Raw genomic sequence first — 16,304 nt, forward strand, 5'->3', positions numbered from 1 at the left:
GACCCCGATGAACCTAGACGAACTGACCCAACGCCTGCATGCCATTCGCGACCGCAATGACTGGCGGCAATTTCACAGCCCGAAGAATCTCGCCATGGCCGCCAGCGTGGAGATGGCCGAGCTGGTGGAAATCTTCCAGTGGCTGAGCGAAGACCAGTCGCGGCAACTGCCGGCCGACAAGCTGGTCCACGCCGGCCAGGAAGTCGGTGACATCGTGCTCTACCTGTTGCTGCTGTGCAGCGAGCTGGGCCTGGACCTGGAGCAGGTGGTGCGCAGCAAGCTGGCCGACAGCGAACGGCGGTTCGGCTGATGAGCGACCGTCATTTCGACCAGCTGGCGACCCGTTTTGCCGAAAAAATCTACGGCGGCGCCAAGGGCGCGATCCGCCTGGCGGTGCTCCAGGCCGACCTGGCCGAAGCCTTGCCGGATCGGCCGCTGCGGGTACTGGATATCGGCGCCGGGCTGGGGCATATGTCGCTGTGGCTGGCCCAGCGTGGCCATCAGGTGACCCTGGCCGAGCCGGCCGAACCGATGCTCGAAGGCGCCCGCCAGCGCTTCGCCGAGGCCGGCCAGCAGGCGACCTTTATCCAGGCGCCCTGGCAGGACCTGCTGGGCCAGCTCACCGAGCCCTATGACCTGGTACTGTGCCATGCGGTGCTGGAATGGCTGGCCGAGCCCCACGCGATCCTGCCGGTGCTGCATCAACTGACCACCCAGGACGGCTGGCTGTCGCTGGCGTTCTACAACCGCGATGCGCTGATCTATCGCAACCTGCTCAAGGGCCACTTCCGCAAGATGCGCAAGAACGACATGGCCGGCGAGAAGCAGAGCCTGACCCCGCAACAGCCCCTCGATCCGCGGGAACTGGCGGCGCAACTCGACGGCTTGTGGCGGGTCGAAACCCAGAGCGGGGTACGGGTTTTCCATGACTACATGCCGGTGGAGTTCCAGGCCCGCGCCGAGTTGCTGGATCTGTTGGAAATGGAGTTGGCCCATCGTCGTCACCCAAGCTTTGCCGGGCTTGGGCGTTACCTGCACTGGATTTGTCGTCCGGTCTGAGCGGAGCTCGAAATGAAACGCCACGCTGGTTTGCTTGTGCTGTGCCTGGGGCTGGCGGCCTGCCAGAGCCCCAACCCCTATGTCGCCAGTTCCAATCCACTGCCGCCGGCGCCCCCGCAGGCGGCCGGGACCTTCGACCGCAGCGCCTACCCCGCGCCCCAGCGCGACTATGGCCGCTATCGCAGTTGGGCCTGGCGCAACGGGCGCCTGCCCAATGGCTCGGCCTGGGCCGATTCGGCGCAGGTCGCCGAGGCGGTCAGCAACGCCCTCGACCAGCGCGGCCTGCGTCCGTTGCACGACAACCGTCCGGCGGACCTGTGGGTCAGCGCCGACCTGCACCTGGAAAAGCGCCTGCGCCAGGTCCAGGACGACTACGGCTATGGTTACGGCGGTTATGGCTACAACCGCTACGGCCCCGGCTACGGCATGTACAACACAGTGCCGGTGGTGCGTACCTACGAGGTGGAAGTCGTGGTGGTACGGGTCAACCTGTTCGACGGCCGCAGTGGCCAGCCGGTGTGGAGCGCCAGCGCGGAAACCTCGAGCCAGGGCAGCCTGAGCGAGCGCGCCGATGCGTTGCGCGAGGCTGTGGAAAGGGCCATGGCGGCGTATCCTCCTAGTTAGGCTCCATACGAAGCTGCACGCTGGGCTGGGTTAAAGCAGGCTTGCCTGACCTTCGCTCGCCGACTTTCGTACAGACCCTAGCGACATCCCTTCAGGTGCATTTGCTCTTCTGGAGAAACATCATGTTCCGCCCTCTTGCTTTACTGGCCCTGGCCGCGCTGCTCAGCGCCTGCGCCGCCAACCAGGTCAACCATGACTTCGACGCCAGCCGCGACTTCGCGGCCTATCGCAGCTGGAGCTTCAAGGAACCCGCCCTGCAATACCGCCCCGACGATCCACGGATCAAGAGCGACCTCACCGAGCAGCGCATCCGCCAGGCCGTCAGCGATCAGCTTGACCAGCGCGGCCTGCGTCCGGCCGCGGCGGGCAGCAAGGCCGATCTCAACGTCCAGACCTACCTGATCGTCGAGAACCGCCAGCAACAGGTCACCACCAATTACGGCGGCGGCTGGGGTGGCCCGTGGAACGGCTACTGGGGCGCGCCGATGTACAACGAAACCCGCAACATCACCTACAAGGTCGCCACCATCCAGATCGACCTGCTCGATGGCAAGGACGGCAAGCTGGTGTGGCGCGGCAGCGACGAGCAGATACTCAGCAGCACGCCAAACCCCGCCGATCGCAGCACGGCGATCAGGGAGACCGTCGGCCGGATCCTGGCGAACTACCCGCCCAGGTAAGTCGCGGCATTCCATCACGGGGCGAGGGCTGCATGGGCCCTTGCCCCACACGGCACCCTGCCCAAACACAGCGCTGGCAAGTCGCCAGCGTTGTATTCCAGCCTTGACTACACTCCTTTCACCCAGCGGAGATTGCGCCCGGCGGTGCGCCGGCAAAGGAGTGCTCCATGTTTTCCCGCACGCAGTTTTCCGGACCGGCTCGGCAGCGTGGCGCTATTGGTCTGATAGGGGCGTTGGCGTTGGCCACGGCGGTGTTGTGCACGCTGGTGGTGGTCGACAGTGGAAGCCTCTACCTGGAACAGCGAAAGTTGCAGCGGGTGGCCGATAACGCCGCGCTGGAGGCGGTGGCTCGGGGCGGTAATTGCCTGGCAGGGGGCAGCGCGGCGGTATTCGCCAGAGAAAGCGCGGCGCGCAACGGCTTTGTGGTGGGAGACGGCAGACCGCTGACAGCCACCTGTGGCTCGCTGCAGACCGGTGCCGACAACCTGCGCACCTTCAGCCCCAACGCCAGCCAGGCCAGCGCTATCCGAGTGGTGGTCAGTGAAGCGGTGCCCACCAGCATCGCCCTCGGCGTAGCCAATCTGTTTTCCGACAAGCCTCTCAGCGACATGACTTCGTTGAGCGCCACGGCGGTAGCCGCCCAACCCAAGCCACCGCTGGCGCAATTGACGATTCGCAGCGCGCTGGTCGATCTCAACCTGTTGAATGGCACCCTCAGCGGCCTGGCGGGTAGCGCGATCAATGTCAGCCTGCTCGGTTGGCAAGGCCTGGTCGATACCGACATCAGCCTGCTCGGTTACCTGAAGCAGCTGGCCATCGACCTGAATGTGAGCGCCGGAAACTACAGCGAACTGCTCGACGTCGATACCGATGTCACCCAACTGCTCCAGACCAGCATCAGCGTGGCCCAGAAGAACGGCGCCACCGCCGAAGTCCTGACGGCCCTGGGCAGCATCAAGGCCGCAGCCATCAATACGGTTCCGGTGAAACTGGGTGACCTGTTGAAATTGCAGACCGGCACCGCGGACGCCGGGCTGGATGCCAACGTCCAGTTGCTGAGCCTGGTCGAGGCGTTCCTGCAACTGGCCAGCAGCCAGAGCGCCGCGGCGGTCGAGCTGCCGGTGAGTGTATTGGGGCTGGCGGGCGTCACCACCCGGATCAAGATTGTTTCACCTCCGGAGTTCGCCATCGGCAACCCGGAACTGGCCGCCGCCGACCCGCTGGGGCCCAATCGCATCTATGTGCGTACCGCTCAGGTGCGGGCGTTGCTGACGGTGGATCTCTCGCTGATCAACAGCGTGCTGCAGGCGGTGAATGCCCTGCTGATGCCGTTGGTGGGTACGCTCAATACGGTTCTCAGCCTCAATTCCAATTGTGTGTTCGGCGGCTCCTGCGTAGAGACTGACCTGCTGATCCTGCCGAACGGCGCGAACCTGGATGTCAGCCTTGAAGTGGCGGCCGGCGACAGTCATGTCACCGGCTATACCTGCGTCAGCGACAGCGACAACAGCCTTTCCGTCGACACCACCACCTCCGCGGTCAAGCTCAAGGTCGGTCGGGTGGACGCCAGCAACTGGGCGTCTTCGACCGCTCAGGTCAGCGTGAGCCCGTTACCGCTGGTGGATATTGGCGCGAGGACCTGCCAGCGGCTGTCTGGCCTCTGTGGGCCGCGTACTCCGTTTGCCGGCGGCGGCAGCGAGTTGATGATCGACGTGCCGGGTGCTGACACGTGGATCGCCGGTACCCACGAGCCGAATTTCACCTTCGTCAATCCGCCGAAAATGAAGCAGGAACTGGCGGACGACGATTGGCACAGCGTGACCGCCTCCAATGTGGTCAGCAGCCTGCGCGCGTCGTTGACCGGCATCACTCTGACTCCGCATTCGCCCAGCATCGGCAACCTGCTCGGGGTGGTACTCAATACCTTGCTGTCGGCGTTGAACACCGTAGTCGGCCTGCTGGCCACGGCTATCGGCGCCTTGCTCGGCCCGTTGCTGGACCCATTGCTGAACAATGTCCTGGCGGTGTTGGGCATCGACCTGGGCAAGGTCGAGGTGGGCGCCAACCTCACCTGCGGCCAGACCGGCCGGGCCTATCTGGTGATCTGATCGCTCTGTACCAACGGCAGTTCGATGCAGAAACAGGCGCCTTCGCCGGTATTACTCACGCTCAGGCGCCCGCCCATGTTCTCGACTATGCCGTAGCTCACCGAGAGCCCCAGGCCGGTGCCCACGCCGACCGGCTTGGTGGTAAAGAAGGGCTCGAAGATGCGCCCCAGCAGACGCGGGTCGATGCCGCCGGCATTGTCTTCGACCAGCAGCCGCACCCGCTGCGCGTCATGTTCGGCGCGTATGGCGATCCAGGGCCGCAAGTCCGGATCCTGCTCACGCCGGCCGAGCAGCGCATCCCGGGCATTGACCAGCAGGTTGATCAAGACTTGCTCAAGCTGATCGACATGGCCCCGCACCTGCACCTTGAAGTCGATTGATGCGACACGCAATTCAACGCCTTTGCCGCGCATGCCGTCGGCCAGCAGCGACAGGCAGCCTTCCACCGCCTGGGCCGGATCGAAAGGTTGTTGCTCGATCTCCGAGCTGCGGCCAAACACCCGCATATGGTCCACCACCCGGCCGGCCCGCTGGACCTGGGCATCGATGCGCTTGAGCTTGTCCTGCAGGTAGTCGAGTTGCACGTCGCCGTTGTTCAGGCGCTTGAGCACGTTGACGATGGCCATGCGCATCACATTCAGCGGCTGGTTGATTTCATGGGCCAGCCCGGTGGCCATTTCGCCCAGGGTGGCCATCTTCGCGCTTTGCATGAGTTGCAGCTGGGAGCGCCGGACTTCGGTGTTGTCGCGGCCGACGGCCTGGATCTCCCGCAGGCGTCCTTGCTCGTCGAACACCCCGCGGTCGGACCAGACCCACCAGGCATGTTCGCGCCCCGGCAGTTGCAGGTTGATTTCCGCGGTGCTGACCGGAAATTCCGGGGTCAGCTGGCGGATGCGTTGCACGAAGGCGGCGTGTTGTTCGGCGGATAGCCAGTCGCCGAGGTTGGCTCCGGCCAGTTGTTCGGGCGGGCATTCCAGGTAGGTCGCCAGGGGCCGGTTACCGAAGGTCAGGGTCAGGTCGGGCAGGTAGCGGCAGATCATCGCCGGGGAGTCTTCCACCAGGATCCGGTAACGCTCCTCGCTGAGTCGTATCTGCTCGGCGGCCAGGGTGGCGTCGGTGACGTCCAGCCACAGGCCGACGGCTTCGACCGGCATGCCCAGGTCGTCGCGCAGTAGCCTGGCCTCGTCGAGCACCCAGTGGTATTCGCCACGGCTGTCGAGCAGGCGGTAGCGGCTGCGCACCGCGCCTTCGCGCAGCAGTTGCCGGTTGCGCTCGAAGTAGCGGTCGCGGTCGTCGGCATGCACCCGTTCCGCCAGTGCGCCGTCCTTGCAGTCGTTCAGGGTCCAGCCGAGCAACGGCTGCAGGCTGTCGCTGAAAAACGTCGGCTGCAGCGCACCCTCGACATAGCGCTGGACATAGATCACCGCCGGCGAATGGGCGATCAGATTGTCCAGCCGGGCGTGGGCTGCGGCCGCCTGCTGCTCCTGGTTCTTGATGTCGCTGATGTCCAGCATGAAGCCGACGAAGCGCTGGTTCTGGCCAATGCCCAGGGCTTGCCCCTGCAGGCGGTACCAGATGGCCGGCAGGTGCGGGTCGGCTCGCTGCAACCGTACGCAGAGCAGCAGCGGTTTACCCTGTCGCAACTCCTGCAGGCGGCTGCTCAGCTCCTGGCGATCGGCGGGGTGGATCAGGGCCAGCCAGGCCTGCAGCGACAAGCGCCGGGTCTGGGGTTCCAGCAGCAGGTTGAGGGCCAGCTGCGGCGCCAGCTGGATCTCGTTGTCCTGCGCGAACAACTCCCACCAACCGGTGCCGAGCAAACCTTGCAAGGCCTCAAGGCGCTCCAACTGGTGATGGTGCTGCTGTTCGCGCAAACGTCCGAGCAAGGGCCCGGCCAGGGCGGCACTCAATTGCAGCCAGTCCCGTTCGCTCAACTGCGGTGCCTGCTGGCGTACCGGGTAGAAGCCGCAGAGCAGCCAGGCCGCGACACCGTGATCGTCGCGAAAGGGCACGACAAAGCCCTCGCTGCTGCCGAACGCATGTTGCAGGCGCGGATGCTCGCCAAGGCCTTGAGTGAAGATCAGCGACTGCGGAGCATTGCCGTTCAGGCTGTCCAGCCCGGTGCCCAGGACCTGGCCCTTGTGCCACAGCTGCGGTGCATCGGCGGCCTGATACAGGCCGTGGATGTACCAGCCCTGTTCCAGGTCGTCGAGCAGTGCCAGGGCGAGGCAGGGGATATGCCAGTGCCGGGCCAGGGCATGGAGTTGCTCATGCAGCACCTCGGGCAGGCGAAAAAGGCTGCACAGGCGCAGCTGTTCGCTGATCTGCGCGGCGAACTGCTGGCAGTCCTGGCGTTGCTGCGCCTGCTGGCGTTCCAGCAACAGGTCGCCGATGTCCAGCAGGTGCAGGAGCCAGCCTTGGGTGGACGGTTGCACCCAGCCGCGCAGGTGCAGGGTTTGCCCGCCGGCGCCATGGAAGTCCAGGTCGAGCACATGTCCCTGCCAGTCGCCAGGGCTGCCTTCGACACTCAGCGCGCTGTGCGCCAGCAGGTAGTCCAGCAGCGGCGCCGGCCCTTCGGCGGCCGGCGGCTGGGCCAGGGCGTGGCGCAACGGGCCGGTCATTTGCAGCACCTGGGCGTTGTGGTCCAGGTGCACCAGCAGGCCGACCCCGGGCGTGGCCAGGGGCGGCGCGGGAGGAAGCGCCTGGGGCGTCGTCCGGCCGAGAAAACGCCCGAGGAGTTTGTCGCCCGAGCTCAAAATTGCAGACTCGACTGGGCGCTGAGGTTCGCGGGCAGGGCGGGCACGCTGCCCAGGCCCGGCAGCACCAGGAAGGGGATGACCTGTCTGAGCTTGTCGGTGGAGTAGTGGACACGGACCGTGAGCAGGCCACCCGCGTAAGTCACGGTGGCATCGCTGGCGTTGTTGGCATTGAAGTTGAAGGCCTGTGGAATCCAGGTCAGTTGCTCGCGCAAGGTGTTCTTCGCGCGCGCTATCAGGGCGGCGTCATAGCCGGGCGTGGCGGGGTCCAGGGCGACGCTGCGCCGCACCGCTTCGGCAGTGGCCTTATTGAAGGACTGCACCATCAGAAGCGGCACGCTGTAGCTGACCAGGGCATAAAACACGGCGAAAAAAATGATGAAGACCATGGCGAACTCGATGGCCACGGCACCTTTTTGTTTTTTTGGCAGGTCGGCTTTCACGGCGGCGTCTACCCTGACTGCTAGTAGGTCATGTCAGCATAGAATCATTCAGCCAGAAGGGATGTTTTTTAACCGATGCAGCATTGGATTCTATTGGCTTGGCTGGGGCTGTGCGCGGTGCAGGATATCCGCCAGCGTCATCTCGCCAACGGCTTGACCCTGGGTGTCGCGCTGCTGGCGCTGGGGTACTTGCTGTGGGCCGGCAACACCTGGCTGGGCGCCGACGCGGTGGAGGGGGGCAGGGCGCTGTTGCTGGCCTTGCTGCTGACCGTGCCGGGCTATGTGCTGGGCCGGATGGGCGGCGGCGACGTGAAGCTCCTGGCGGCCCTGGGGCTGGCGTCCGACCCCCTGCACCTGCTGGGTACCTTCATCGGTGCCGCGTTGGCCAGCGGCCTGTGGTGGTTGCTCGCGCCCAGGCTGTTGCCCGCTGCCGACCAACCGCTGGCAAGGTCCTTGCAGTATCTCGATCCGCGTCAGGGGCAAAAGTACGCCTTTGCCCCTTTCGTCCTGGTCGGCATGGCCCTGACCCTGATTTGGGCCCGCTATTCATGCCGCCTATCTCTATGTACATAGTCGGAAAGTAGTCTACGTTTATTTAGTACCTGCCCGAAGTGGACGCGGCAGGGCAGGAACATTTGTCTTGGGCTTGCCAGGCATGGAGTTGCGCGTGAACAAGCTTATATCCCGCATCAAAGTACTCGTGGTCGACGACCAGCCGTTGATAGTCGAAGAGCTTTGCGAGTTTCTTGAAAGCAGCGGTTATCGCTGCGTCCCTTGTGAGTCCAGCCGCCAGGCGATCCAGCAGTTCAATGAAGATGCCGAAATCGGCCTGGTACTGTGCGACCTGCACATGCCCGATCTCGATGGCATCCAATTGGTGCAGGAACTGCAGCGTATCGCCGGCAAGCATCGGGTTTTCGAGGCCATCATGCTCACCGGCCAGGCCGACAAGCAGGATGTGATCAAGGCCTTGCGCGCCGGCATCGCCGATTACTACCAGAAACCGATCGACCTCGATGAGCTGCTGGCCGGTCTGCAACGCCAGGAGGAAACGTTGCAGGAGCGGCAGAAAAACCTGCAGCTGGGGCACCTGAACCAGAAGCTGCAGTTCCTTTCCGAATCCATCGACGACCTTTACCAGGATCTGGACAAAGTACGTCGCGCGCCACTCGCACCACCGACGACGCAGGCGTCGGACCAGGGCGGCGGCGAGGCGGAGCAGATCGAAGTCCCGGCGATCTTCAATCAGCTGTCGCCCCGGCAACTGGATGTGGCCCGCCTGGTAGGCAAGGGGCAGACCAACTACCAGATCGCCTGTGAACTGGGGATCACGGAAAATACCGTGAAGCTCTACGTGTCCCAGGTGCTGCGCCTGACCCATATGCACAACCGCACCCAACTGGCGTTGGCGCTGGCACCGAGCAACTCGGGGTTGCGCCAGCGCGTGACCGCCCACTGACGCCTCCCGCCACGCAGTAAACCCCAGCAGTAGCGAGCGAGGGTTTGCTGCGCATGCCGGCCGGCTTTTGCCGCGCAGTGCGGGCCGCTGCATCCTTCTATTGGTGGGCGAAAGCCCGGGCAATGGCGCTGACGCCAGGGCCGGCCAGGACGATCAGTAACGCCGGGAAGAGAAACAGCATCATCACGACGGACATTTTCGCGGACATCTTCGAGATGTATTCCTGCAGGCGCGTCAGGCGCCGGTCATCGAGCAGCAGCTTGAGCGACTGCAACGACTTCATCGCCCCACCGCCCTGGTAAATCAGCTGTTGCAGGATCACGCAGGTGTCGGTGAATTCATCGACGGCCAGCAGCCGCGCGGACTTGTTCAGTTCGTCCCCCAGTTCCAGGCCGGAATCCACCCGGGCCAGCACCATGCGCAGTTCCTGGGTCAGAGCCGGCAGCAATTTCTGCGCGTCCTTGCTCAACACCCGCAGGGCCTGTTCCACCGCCATGCCCGACTCGAACAGGATGCGCACCAGGGGAATGAAGGTGGAAATATCGACCGCCAGTTGTTTCTGCCGCCTGCCGGCGGCCATGGCCAACAGGCGCTTGGGCAACAGGTAGCCGAGGCTCAGGGCGAACACCGGGGCGACCCAGTGGTTTTTCGCCGCCGGGAAAAACACCCCCTGGATCACCAGGGTCAGGCCCAGGGCGAGAATCGGTGCGCCGATCTGGCAGGCGGCGAACAGCGAGCGTTGCCGCGCGCTGCGCCAGCCCAGGCGGTTGAGCAGCAACTGGGTTTCATTGTCGAGCCGGACCGCGTACTGGCCGACCTTGCTGTCGCCCAGCACGTGCAGCCAGTTGCCGAGTGTGTTGTCGCGCGCCAGGTGCCCCTGCAGGCGCTCGGTGACCTGGCGAGTTCGCCGACGCTGTTCCAGCCAGTTGCCCAGCACCAGCAGCATGGCTGCGAGAAACAACAGTGCACTGATCAGCAAGGCTGTCATGTCAAACACTCCGCAGCATGCGCCACAGCAGCGCGCAGCCGATGACCTGCAAGCCGAAGGCGGCCAGCAGCATCATCCGGCCACCGCTCTGGTTCCACATGCTCATCAGGTAGGTCGGGTTGGCTATCAGGAAATAGCCGGCCAATGACACCGGCAGGGCCGCGAGGACCATCGCCGTGATGCGGGTTTCGCCGGTCATCGCGCGCAGTTGCCGGGAGGCCTGGTCGCGCTCGCGGATCAGCTTGATCAGGTTTTCCAGCAGCTCGCTGGCATTGCCGCCATAGCGGTGGTTGACCTTGAGCCCCAGGGCGAACAGGCGCAGTTCATCGCGCTCGTACAATTCGGCGAAGTCCGCCACCGCATCCGGCAGGTTGCCCCCCAGCAGCACGTTGCGCTGGACCCGGCCCATGGCGTGCTGCAACGGATTGTCGGCGGCCTCGATGCCGCCCAGCACCGCGTCGGCCAGGGTGCGCCCCGACTTGAGGCTGCGCACGGCATGGTCGAGCAAGGGCGGCAGCTGCTCGATCATGCGCTTGAGGCGCCGCCGGTACAGCCAGCTGATATACAGGCGCAGCAGCAGGGGCGGTGCGACGAGCAGGGCGAGCAGCCCCGGCCACTTACCCAGCCCATACCCGAGCATGCAACCCAGGGCCCAGACCACCAGCCATAGCCCCAGGCGTTCGGTGGGACGACCGAGGCCCGCGCGCAGAAAGGCCCTTTCGAGCCGGTTCCACGAGGTCTTTTCCACGCTCGGTTGCGGTTGCCCCTGGGCCAGGCGGTCGAGCACCCGGGCGGTGCGGGCCTGGCGCAGGCCGCTGTAGAACATCCAGCCCGACAGCCCCAGCAGGGTCAGGCACAGGAGGGCAAGCAGCACGGGACCTAACATGCGGTGGCGCTCCCTGGCTCAGTTGACGGGCAGGTCGGCGTCGCGTCGCAGCTTGTCGCCAGCGGGGTTGGCCGCTTCGCGCAGAAAGCCGAAACCGCTACGTCGGTTCAGACGGAACAGGGTGTTGGTGACGTAGATGTTTTCGCGTACGCCGACCACTTCCACCACCTCGCTGACACAGCGCCGGCCATCGGGCAGGCGCGTCAGCTGAATCACCACGTCCAGGGCCGCGCAGATCATCTGCCGCAGGGTGCGTTCGGCCACCTGGCGCCCGGTCAGGCCCACCAGGGTTTCCAGGCGCAGCAGGGCATCCTGGGCATTGTTGGCGTGCACGGTACTCATGGAACCGTCGTGGCCGGTGTTCATCGCCGTCAGCACATCGAGCACTTCGACGCCACGGATCTCGCCGAGGATGATCCGGTCCGGGCGCATGCGCAGGGCGTTGCGGATCAGGTCGCTGGCCTTGACCTCGCCATGGCCTTCGGCGTTCGGCGGGCGGGTTTCCAGGCGCACCACATGGGGATGGCCCAGTTGCAGTTCGGCCACGTCCTCGATGGTCACCAGGCGTTCGTGAGGGTTGATCAACTGGCTGAGGATATTCAGCAGGGTGGTCTTGCCGGTGCCGGTGCCGCCGCTGATCAGGATGTTGCAACGCTTGCCCACGGCCTCCTGGACGAATTCGAAGATCGCCTGGTCGATGGTCTGCATGGCCATCAGGTCGCTGCTCTTGAGCATGTCCTTGCGGAATTTGCGGATCGACAGGCAAGGGCCGTCGAGGGCGATCGGCGGGATGATCGCGTTGACCCGGCTGCCGTCGGGCAGCCGTGCATCGACCATGGGCGAGGACTCGTCGAGGCGTCGGCCCAGGGGCGCGAGGATGCGTTGCATGACCCGCTCCACATGGTGCGCGTCGATGAAACGCAGGTCGCTCTGGTGCAGCACGCCATCGCGCTCGACGAACACCCGGTGCGGGCCGTTGACCAGGATCTCGGTCACCGCCGGATCGCGCAGCAAGACTTCCAGCGGGCCGAAACCGGTGAGTTCGTCCACCAGCTCTTCGGCCAGGCGCTCCATTTCATAGCGGGAAATCGCCAGGTGCAGGCGCGAGATGTACTCGGCCACCTTGTCGGTAATGAAGCGCGCCAGTGCCTGGCGCGAACCTTCCAGCAGGTTTTTTCCCGATTCCTCGATGGCGTCGATGACGTAGCGATGCAGCACCAGTTTCAGGCCCTCGTGATCGGTGTTGCCGACCGGGCTGTGGGACTGGGCGCCGAAAAGTTTTTCTCTGCTCATCGACTTCCCCTCAGGCGCTCGAACCAGCCGGGCTTCGCCGTGGGCAGCCCTTGGGAGCGTCTGGCCAGGCGCTCGCCGAGGGTCTTCAGGGCTTGGGTCAGGCCTTCGCGGGGGGCCAGTTCGAACAGCGTGACGCCCTGGTTTTTCGCATTGAGGCGTACCTCGGGGCTATAGGCCAGGACCGCGATCACTTCCAGGGCAAAGGTCTTGCCCAGGGTTTCCGCATCCGGAGCGACCCCGCGCAGGTAGCGGTCGACCAGCAGGCGGGCGTGTTCCAGCTTCATGCCTTTTTCGCGCCAGAGATTGAGCACCGCCAGGTTGCGGCGGCAGTCGAGCACGCTCTGGTCGGTGTACCAGAGCAACTTGTCGCAATGGCCGACGAAGGTGCGCAGGGCTTCGCTGTCCGGTTGTCCGGTGAGATCCACCACGATGTGCTGGAAGTGCTGGCGCAGGGCGCTGAGCAGCATGTACAACTCGGCGGCGCTGGTGCGTTCCAGCGGCTCGTCATGGCCGGCATAGGCCAGGATCCGCAGCCCGGCTTCGGTGCTGGTGAAGGCACTGTCGATCAGGGTCGCATCCAGGCGCCGCAGATGGCGCAAGGCATCGCCGAAGTGGAACGAGCTTTCCAGCCCCAGCAGCGCCAGGCTGTCGCCGCGCGGCAGGCCCAGGTCGAGCAACAGCGTCTGCTGGCCGCTCTTCTGTACCACCAGCGCCAGATGGCTGGCGAGCAGGGCGCCATCGGCATCGCTCTGGGTGCCGTAGAGCACGGTCAGGCCGCCGAGCTGGGTACTCGGCGTGACCTGGGGCAGGCGTTTGCTCAGGCGCCGTACCAGGCCGGCGACCTCGCTGGAGCGCGAGCCGTAGGCCACGAAGTCGCGGGCCCCGGCGCGCATGGCGTTGAGTACCAGTTGGTTGTCCATACCGTCGCCCAGGGCGACGATGGCCAGCATCGGCTTGGCCTCCAGCGCGCCCTCGATCAACGCCGACTGGGTGACCACATGCTCGCGATCGAGACCGACGAAGACCAGGCTGGCGAATGTCACATCCACCAGCGCCAGCAATTCGTCGAGGCTGCCGCTGCCAGCGCTGACCACCTGCCCGAGTGGCGCCAGGGCACCTTGCAACCACTCCAGGTCGGTGCCGTTGCGGGTGATCGCGAGGAAGGTCTGGCTCAGGTTCTGACTCATTGCGATAGCCCACTGCGTTTGTTGAAGTTGCGGTTTTCCAGGGAGTACGAGGCGTACCCGTCCGGGTCGTGGTTGCGCAGCGATACGTCGCTCTCGACAGGCGCACCATTCGACATCAGGGGCCGGATCAGGCCTTTGAACAGGGACCGGGAATCATTGGACATGAACAGGTGTCCTTGCATGATCAGGGTGTTTGTTGACTCGCTTCGATGCCGCGTATGACTTCTATCTGGGCGCGACGCGCTGCGGCGTCGAAGGTTCTGCCGGTGGAGGGAGGGGAGGTGGACAGGGCCAGCTGGTTGAACTGGATCAAGGATCTGTCGGCGTTTTGCAGATGCTTCGACGCGCTTTTTTCGCCGGCCCAGTAATGCGCCAGGCGTTTCTCGTCGGCGCTGCGTACCGCCAGGCGCAGCACGCCGGCTTGAGCCGCGAGCATCAAGCGGCTCAGCAAGGGTTCCGGGACGGCCAGCAACACGCTGCGCGCGTTCAGGCGACGCTGATCCTGTTTGAGCTTTTCCTCGGCACTGGCGGGCGGCGAGCCCGGCTTGCCATCGTTGGTCAGGCCCAGTTGCTCGCCAATGCCCAGCACCCGCAGGGCCGGCACCACGACCTGGGCCGAGGGCAGCAGGTTGTTGCTGTCCTGGCGCAGGAACAGCAGCACATCGACGTAGTCGCCAGGGCTCAGTTGCCCGCTGGCGCCGATGACTTCGTCTACCGCGACGGCCAGGGCGCGCTCATCGGCACGGATCATGCGGGCCACGCTGCCCCCGGCTTCGAAGCTTTCCTCGCTCAGCCAGGTCCCCGCCGGCAGTGCCCGCCATGGCGTGCGTCCGATGACTTGATCGAGACTTTTGAGGCTGCCGGCGGGCGCGGTGCGCAGCCGCTCCAGGGTGACATCGCCGGCCTTGATGGGAACGAACGGAGGTATATCGCGTACCAGCACCGCGACGGGCTGGCGTGTCGCATCTTCGGCGGAAGCAGCGACGGTTTGCACGACGGCGGAAGGCTGCGCTACAGGTTGCGCTGCGGGACGGCGACTCAATGCCAGGCCCCAGTAACCGGCAATGAGAGCCCCCACCAGAAACACCCCAGCCAACCCCATAGTGATACGACTGTTCATGATGGCTCTCCCTTTCCCGCTGCATTACCGACTCGCACATCCAATGAGTCAATTTCGCAATCAGGCAGCTATGAACAAGCAACTATTTCGCTATTTGAAGGTAGAACAGCTGCAACAAAACGCCATTACTGTCGAGAAAATAACTTGGCTCATCCGTGCCCTGTCCGATGTCGCGTTTTTTTTGACGCCAAAGGAACGAGCTAATACTTAATGATTAATTCGTTCTTACAGTTGTTGGCTGGAAGTTTGTTGACAATGCTGTGGTGGCACAGGGGAATCATGTTGCAACGCTGCAACACTCAGTGCATTGAGGAGAAACCAGATGTTCTTCATTCTCGCTACCCAATGGATCACCCTCCAGGCCTCCCGGCTCATGCGTTTGCTGAAGAATAACGAAGGGGCATCGGGGATCGAATACGCACTTATCGCCGGTATGGTGGCCGTGGCCATCGCGGCATTCGTACCTGATATATCGACCGCTATCACCGGTACCTTTGAGACTCTGCAATCGGCGTTAGAAGGAACCGAAGAAGAATAAGTCGTAATGCGGGCCCTCAAGGCTTTATCGAAGCGTCGATATCCTCTGTACGCGATCACTTTCAGGTATTGCCCATGAGCTCCTCTTCGTTTCCACGCCAGCAGCTTCTTCTCGTGGACGATGAAGAGGACGCTCTGCTCGAGCTCGCCGAATTGCTGGAAGGTGAAGGCTTTTGCTGCTTCACCGCGACCTCGGTCAAGCTTGCCCTGGCCCATCTCACTCAACACCCGGACATCGCGCTGGTCATCACCGACCTGCGCATGCCGGAGGAGAGTGGCCTGTCGCTGATCAGGCGCCTGCGCGACCACACCTCCCGCCAGCACCTGCCGGTGATCGTCACCTCGGGTCATGCCGACATGGATGACGTCAGCGACCTGCTGCGCCTGCAAGTGCTGGACCTGTTCCGCAAACCCATCTACCACGTGCGCCTGCTGGAAACCCTGAACACGCTGTTCCCGCAGCCACGCATTCACCTGGTCAGTCCTTGAGTTTCCCTTTCTTCCAGGGCCACTGCGTAATCCAGAAGATGACCTGTAGGCGGATAACTAGGGTGCCTCTTTGAAATACCCTCTTGGTCGGGTATTGATTCGGCGTGAGTTCACTTTCGTGAAAACCAACGTTTTCGTTCCCAATTAGCTGGAAGGGTAAACGCATAGACAAATATCATGACAAGGGATAGCCAGCCCATTACGGAGTTATCTACGCGCCCCACAAATGGTAGCGTGCTGTCTTGCACAAAAAAAACGTGAATAGAGCCGAACAGTACGTTATAGATACCAACTCCCCAGAACTTAAATGGGGAAAAATTTCGACCTGAAAACGCGAAGTATGCCCAGTAGGAAGGCCAGTACAGAAGCACCGTTATCAGCACGAAGATGGGGTAGAAAATAAAATTACTCATTAGAAGGATGGCACGCGTATACATGGTTTTTGCAGTCGCACTGTCCATCAATCTATCGAAGATAAAGCCTCCTCGCGTAGCTTGTTGATACCCTCTAACATAGTCCGTATTCACGTACCTAAACAAACGCCAAGCATCGAGTTTTAATACCATTCTACCTATACCGTAGGCTGACGAACTCAAGTCAATCATTCCATAGGCCACATCGGCTTCAAAATTCGCTCACTGACCAGCCAGTAATCACAACTGCTGGGCGTGCAATTGT

18 protein-coding genes are annotated in these 16,304 nt (G+C 63.5%); 9 read left to right on the top strand and 9 right to left on the bottom strand.

The genetic code is table 11. The annotated features are described in order from the left end of the window. Window positions 1-7 precede the first annotated feature (7 nt). From BM019_RS29230 to BM019_RS29250, 5 genes are all read left to right on the top strand, one after another. On the top strand, window positions 8-310 hold the full coding sequence (locus tag BM019_RS29230) for a MazG-like family protein (protein WP_092422399.1): 303 nt from the start codon (window positions 8-10) through the stop codon (window positions 308-310). Beyond that, window positions 310-1,059 (top strand): methyltransferase, encoded by a 750-nt coding sequence (locus BM019_RS29235; protein WP_007928683.1) that lies wholly within the window; start codon window positions 310-312, stop codon window positions 1,057-1,059. Before BM019_RS29230 ends, BM019_RS29235 begins: the two co-directional genes overlap by 1 nt. Before the next feature lie 12 nt (window positions 1,060-1,071). Continuing rightward, complete coding sequence (locus tag BM019_RS29240; protein ID WP_009041991.1) at window positions 1,072-1,683, top strand: DUF4136 domain-containing protein; 612 nt, start codon at window positions 1,072-1,074, stop codon at window positions 1,681-1,683. 122 nt (window positions 1,684-1,805) lie between these two features. After that, the gene (locus BM019_RS29245) at window positions 1,806-2,363 is read left to right on the top strand and encodes a DUF4136 domain-containing protein (RefSeq protein ID WP_092422401.1); all 558 of its coding nucleotides are present in this window, start codon (window positions 1,806-1,808) and stop codon (window positions 2,361-2,363) included. A 167-nt stretch (window positions 2,364-2,530) separates the two neighbouring features. Further along, window positions 2,531-4,471 carry a TadG family pilus assembly protein gene (locus BM019_RS29250; protein WP_092422405.1) on the top strand — a complete coding sequence of 647 codons (1,941 nt, stop codon included), beginning with the start codon at window positions 2,531-2,533 and terminating at the stop codon, window positions 4,469-4,471. Here the strand turns inward: BM019_RS29250 and BM019_RS29255 are convergent. Continuing rightward, window positions 4,456-7,224 carry a PAS domain-containing sensor histidine kinase gene (locus BM019_RS29255; RefSeq protein WP_092422408.1) on the bottom strand — a complete coding sequence of 923 codons (2,769 nt, stop codon included), beginning with the start codon at window positions 7,222-7,224 and terminating at the stop codon, window positions 4,456-4,458. The genes BM019_RS29250 and BM019_RS29255 overlap by 16 nt on opposite strands. Further along, on the bottom strand, window positions 7,221-7,667 hold the full coding sequence (locus tag BM019_RS29260; RefSeq protein ID WP_009041994.1) for a TadE/TadG family type IV pilus assembly protein: 447 nt from the start codon (window positions 7,665-7,667) through the stop codon (window positions 7,221-7,223). The genes BM019_RS29255 and BM019_RS29260 overlap by 4 nt, the downstream gene beginning before the upstream one ends. A 75-nt stretch (window positions 7,668-7,742) precedes the next feature. On the opposite strand from BM019_RS29260, the gene BM019_RS29265 reads away from it, so the two are divergent. Next, window positions 7,743-8,240: a prepilin peptidase gene (locus tag BM019_RS29265; protein ID WP_092422411.1), complete on the top strand. Its 498-nt coding sequence runs from the start codon at window positions 7,743-7,745 to the stop codon at window positions 8,238-8,240. Between the two features lie 94 nt (window positions 8,241-8,334). Continuing rightward, the gene (locus BM019_RS29270) at window positions 8,335-9,126 is read left to right on the top strand and encodes a response regulator transcription factor (protein ID WP_062826219.1); all 792 of its coding nucleotides are present in this window, start codon (window positions 8,335-8,337) and stop codon (window positions 9,124-9,126) included. Window positions 9,127-9,223: 97 nt separating this feature from the next. Here BM019_RS29270 and BM019_RS29275 read toward each other — a convergent pair whose 3' ends face one another. The 6 genes from BM019_RS29275 to cpaB are packed head-to-tail and all read right to left on the bottom strand — an operon-like array spanning window position 9,224 to window position 14,600. Beyond that, window positions 9,224-10,114, bottom strand: a complete 891-nt coding sequence (locus tag BM019_RS29275; protein ID WP_092422414.1) for a type II secretion system F family protein — start codon at window positions 10,112-10,114, stop codon at window positions 9,224-9,226. Between the two features lies 1 nt (window position 10,115). Further along, the gene (locus BM019_RS29280; RefSeq protein ID WP_092422417.1) at window positions 10,116-11,000 is read right to left on the bottom strand and encodes a type II secretion system F family protein; all 885 of its coding nucleotides are present in this window, start codon (window positions 10,998-11,000) and stop codon (window positions 10,116-10,118) included. 18 nt (window positions 11,001-11,018) lie between these two features. Further along, window positions 11,019-12,293, bottom strand: coding sequence for a TadA family conjugal transfer-associated ATPase (locus BM019_RS29285; protein WP_009041999.1), 1,275 nt, complete (start codon window positions 12,291-12,293; stop codon window positions 11,019-11,021). Next, window positions 12,290-13,480, bottom strand: coding sequence for a CpaE/TadZ family protein (locus BM019_RS29290; RefSeq protein WP_092422420.1), 1,191 nt, complete (start codon window positions 13,478-13,480; stop codon window positions 12,290-12,292). Before BM019_RS29290 ends, BM019_RS29285 begins: the two co-directional genes overlap by 4 nt. Continuing rightward, entirely contained in the window at window positions 13,477-13,644 is a 168-nt protein-coding gene (locus BM019_RS29295) for a hypothetical protein (protein WP_239691117.1), read from the bottom strand. Before BM019_RS29295 ends, BM019_RS29290 begins: the two co-directional genes overlap by 4 nt. 20 nt (window positions 13,645-13,664) lie before the next feature. Next, a complete protein-coding gene (gene cpaB, locus BM019_RS29300; protein WP_092422426.1) occupies window positions 13,665-14,600 on the bottom strand; it encodes a Flp pilus assembly protein CpaB in 936 nt (311 codons plus the stop codon). 322 nt (window positions 14,601-14,922) lie between these two features. Here cpaB and BM019_RS29305 point away from each other — a divergent pair, with 322 nt between their 5' ends. Together BM019_RS29305 and BM019_RS29310 are read left to right on the top strand one after the other, a co-directional pair. Continuing rightward, window positions 14,923-15,138 carry a Flp family type IVb pilin gene (locus tag BM019_RS29305; RefSeq protein WP_092422429.1) on the top strand — a complete coding sequence of 72 codons (216 nt, stop codon included), beginning with the start codon at window positions 14,923-14,925 and terminating at the stop codon, window positions 15,136-15,138. Between the two features lie 74 nt (window positions 15,139-15,212). Beyond that, on the top strand, window positions 15,213-15,626 hold the full coding sequence (locus BM019_RS29310) for a response regulator (RefSeq protein WP_009042004.1): 414 nt from the start codon (window positions 15,213-15,215) through the stop codon (window positions 15,624-15,626). A 110-nt stretch (window positions 15,627-15,736) separates the two neighbouring features. On the opposite strand, the gene BM019_RS29315 is transcribed toward BM019_RS29310, so the two are convergent. After that, window positions 15,737-16,231, bottom strand: a complete 495-nt coding sequence (locus BM019_RS29315; protein ID WP_092422432.1) for a DUF4225 domain-containing protein — start codon at window positions 16,229-16,231, stop codon at window positions 15,737-15,739. Window positions 16,232-16,304 lie beyond the last annotated feature (73 nt).

It is taken from the genome of Pseudomonas sp. NFPP07 (assembly GCF_900115645.1).
Classification (GTDB): domain Bacteria; phylum Pseudomonadota; class Gammaproteobacteria; order Pseudomonadales; family Pseudomonadaceae; genus Aquipseudomonas; species Aquipseudomonas chlororaphis.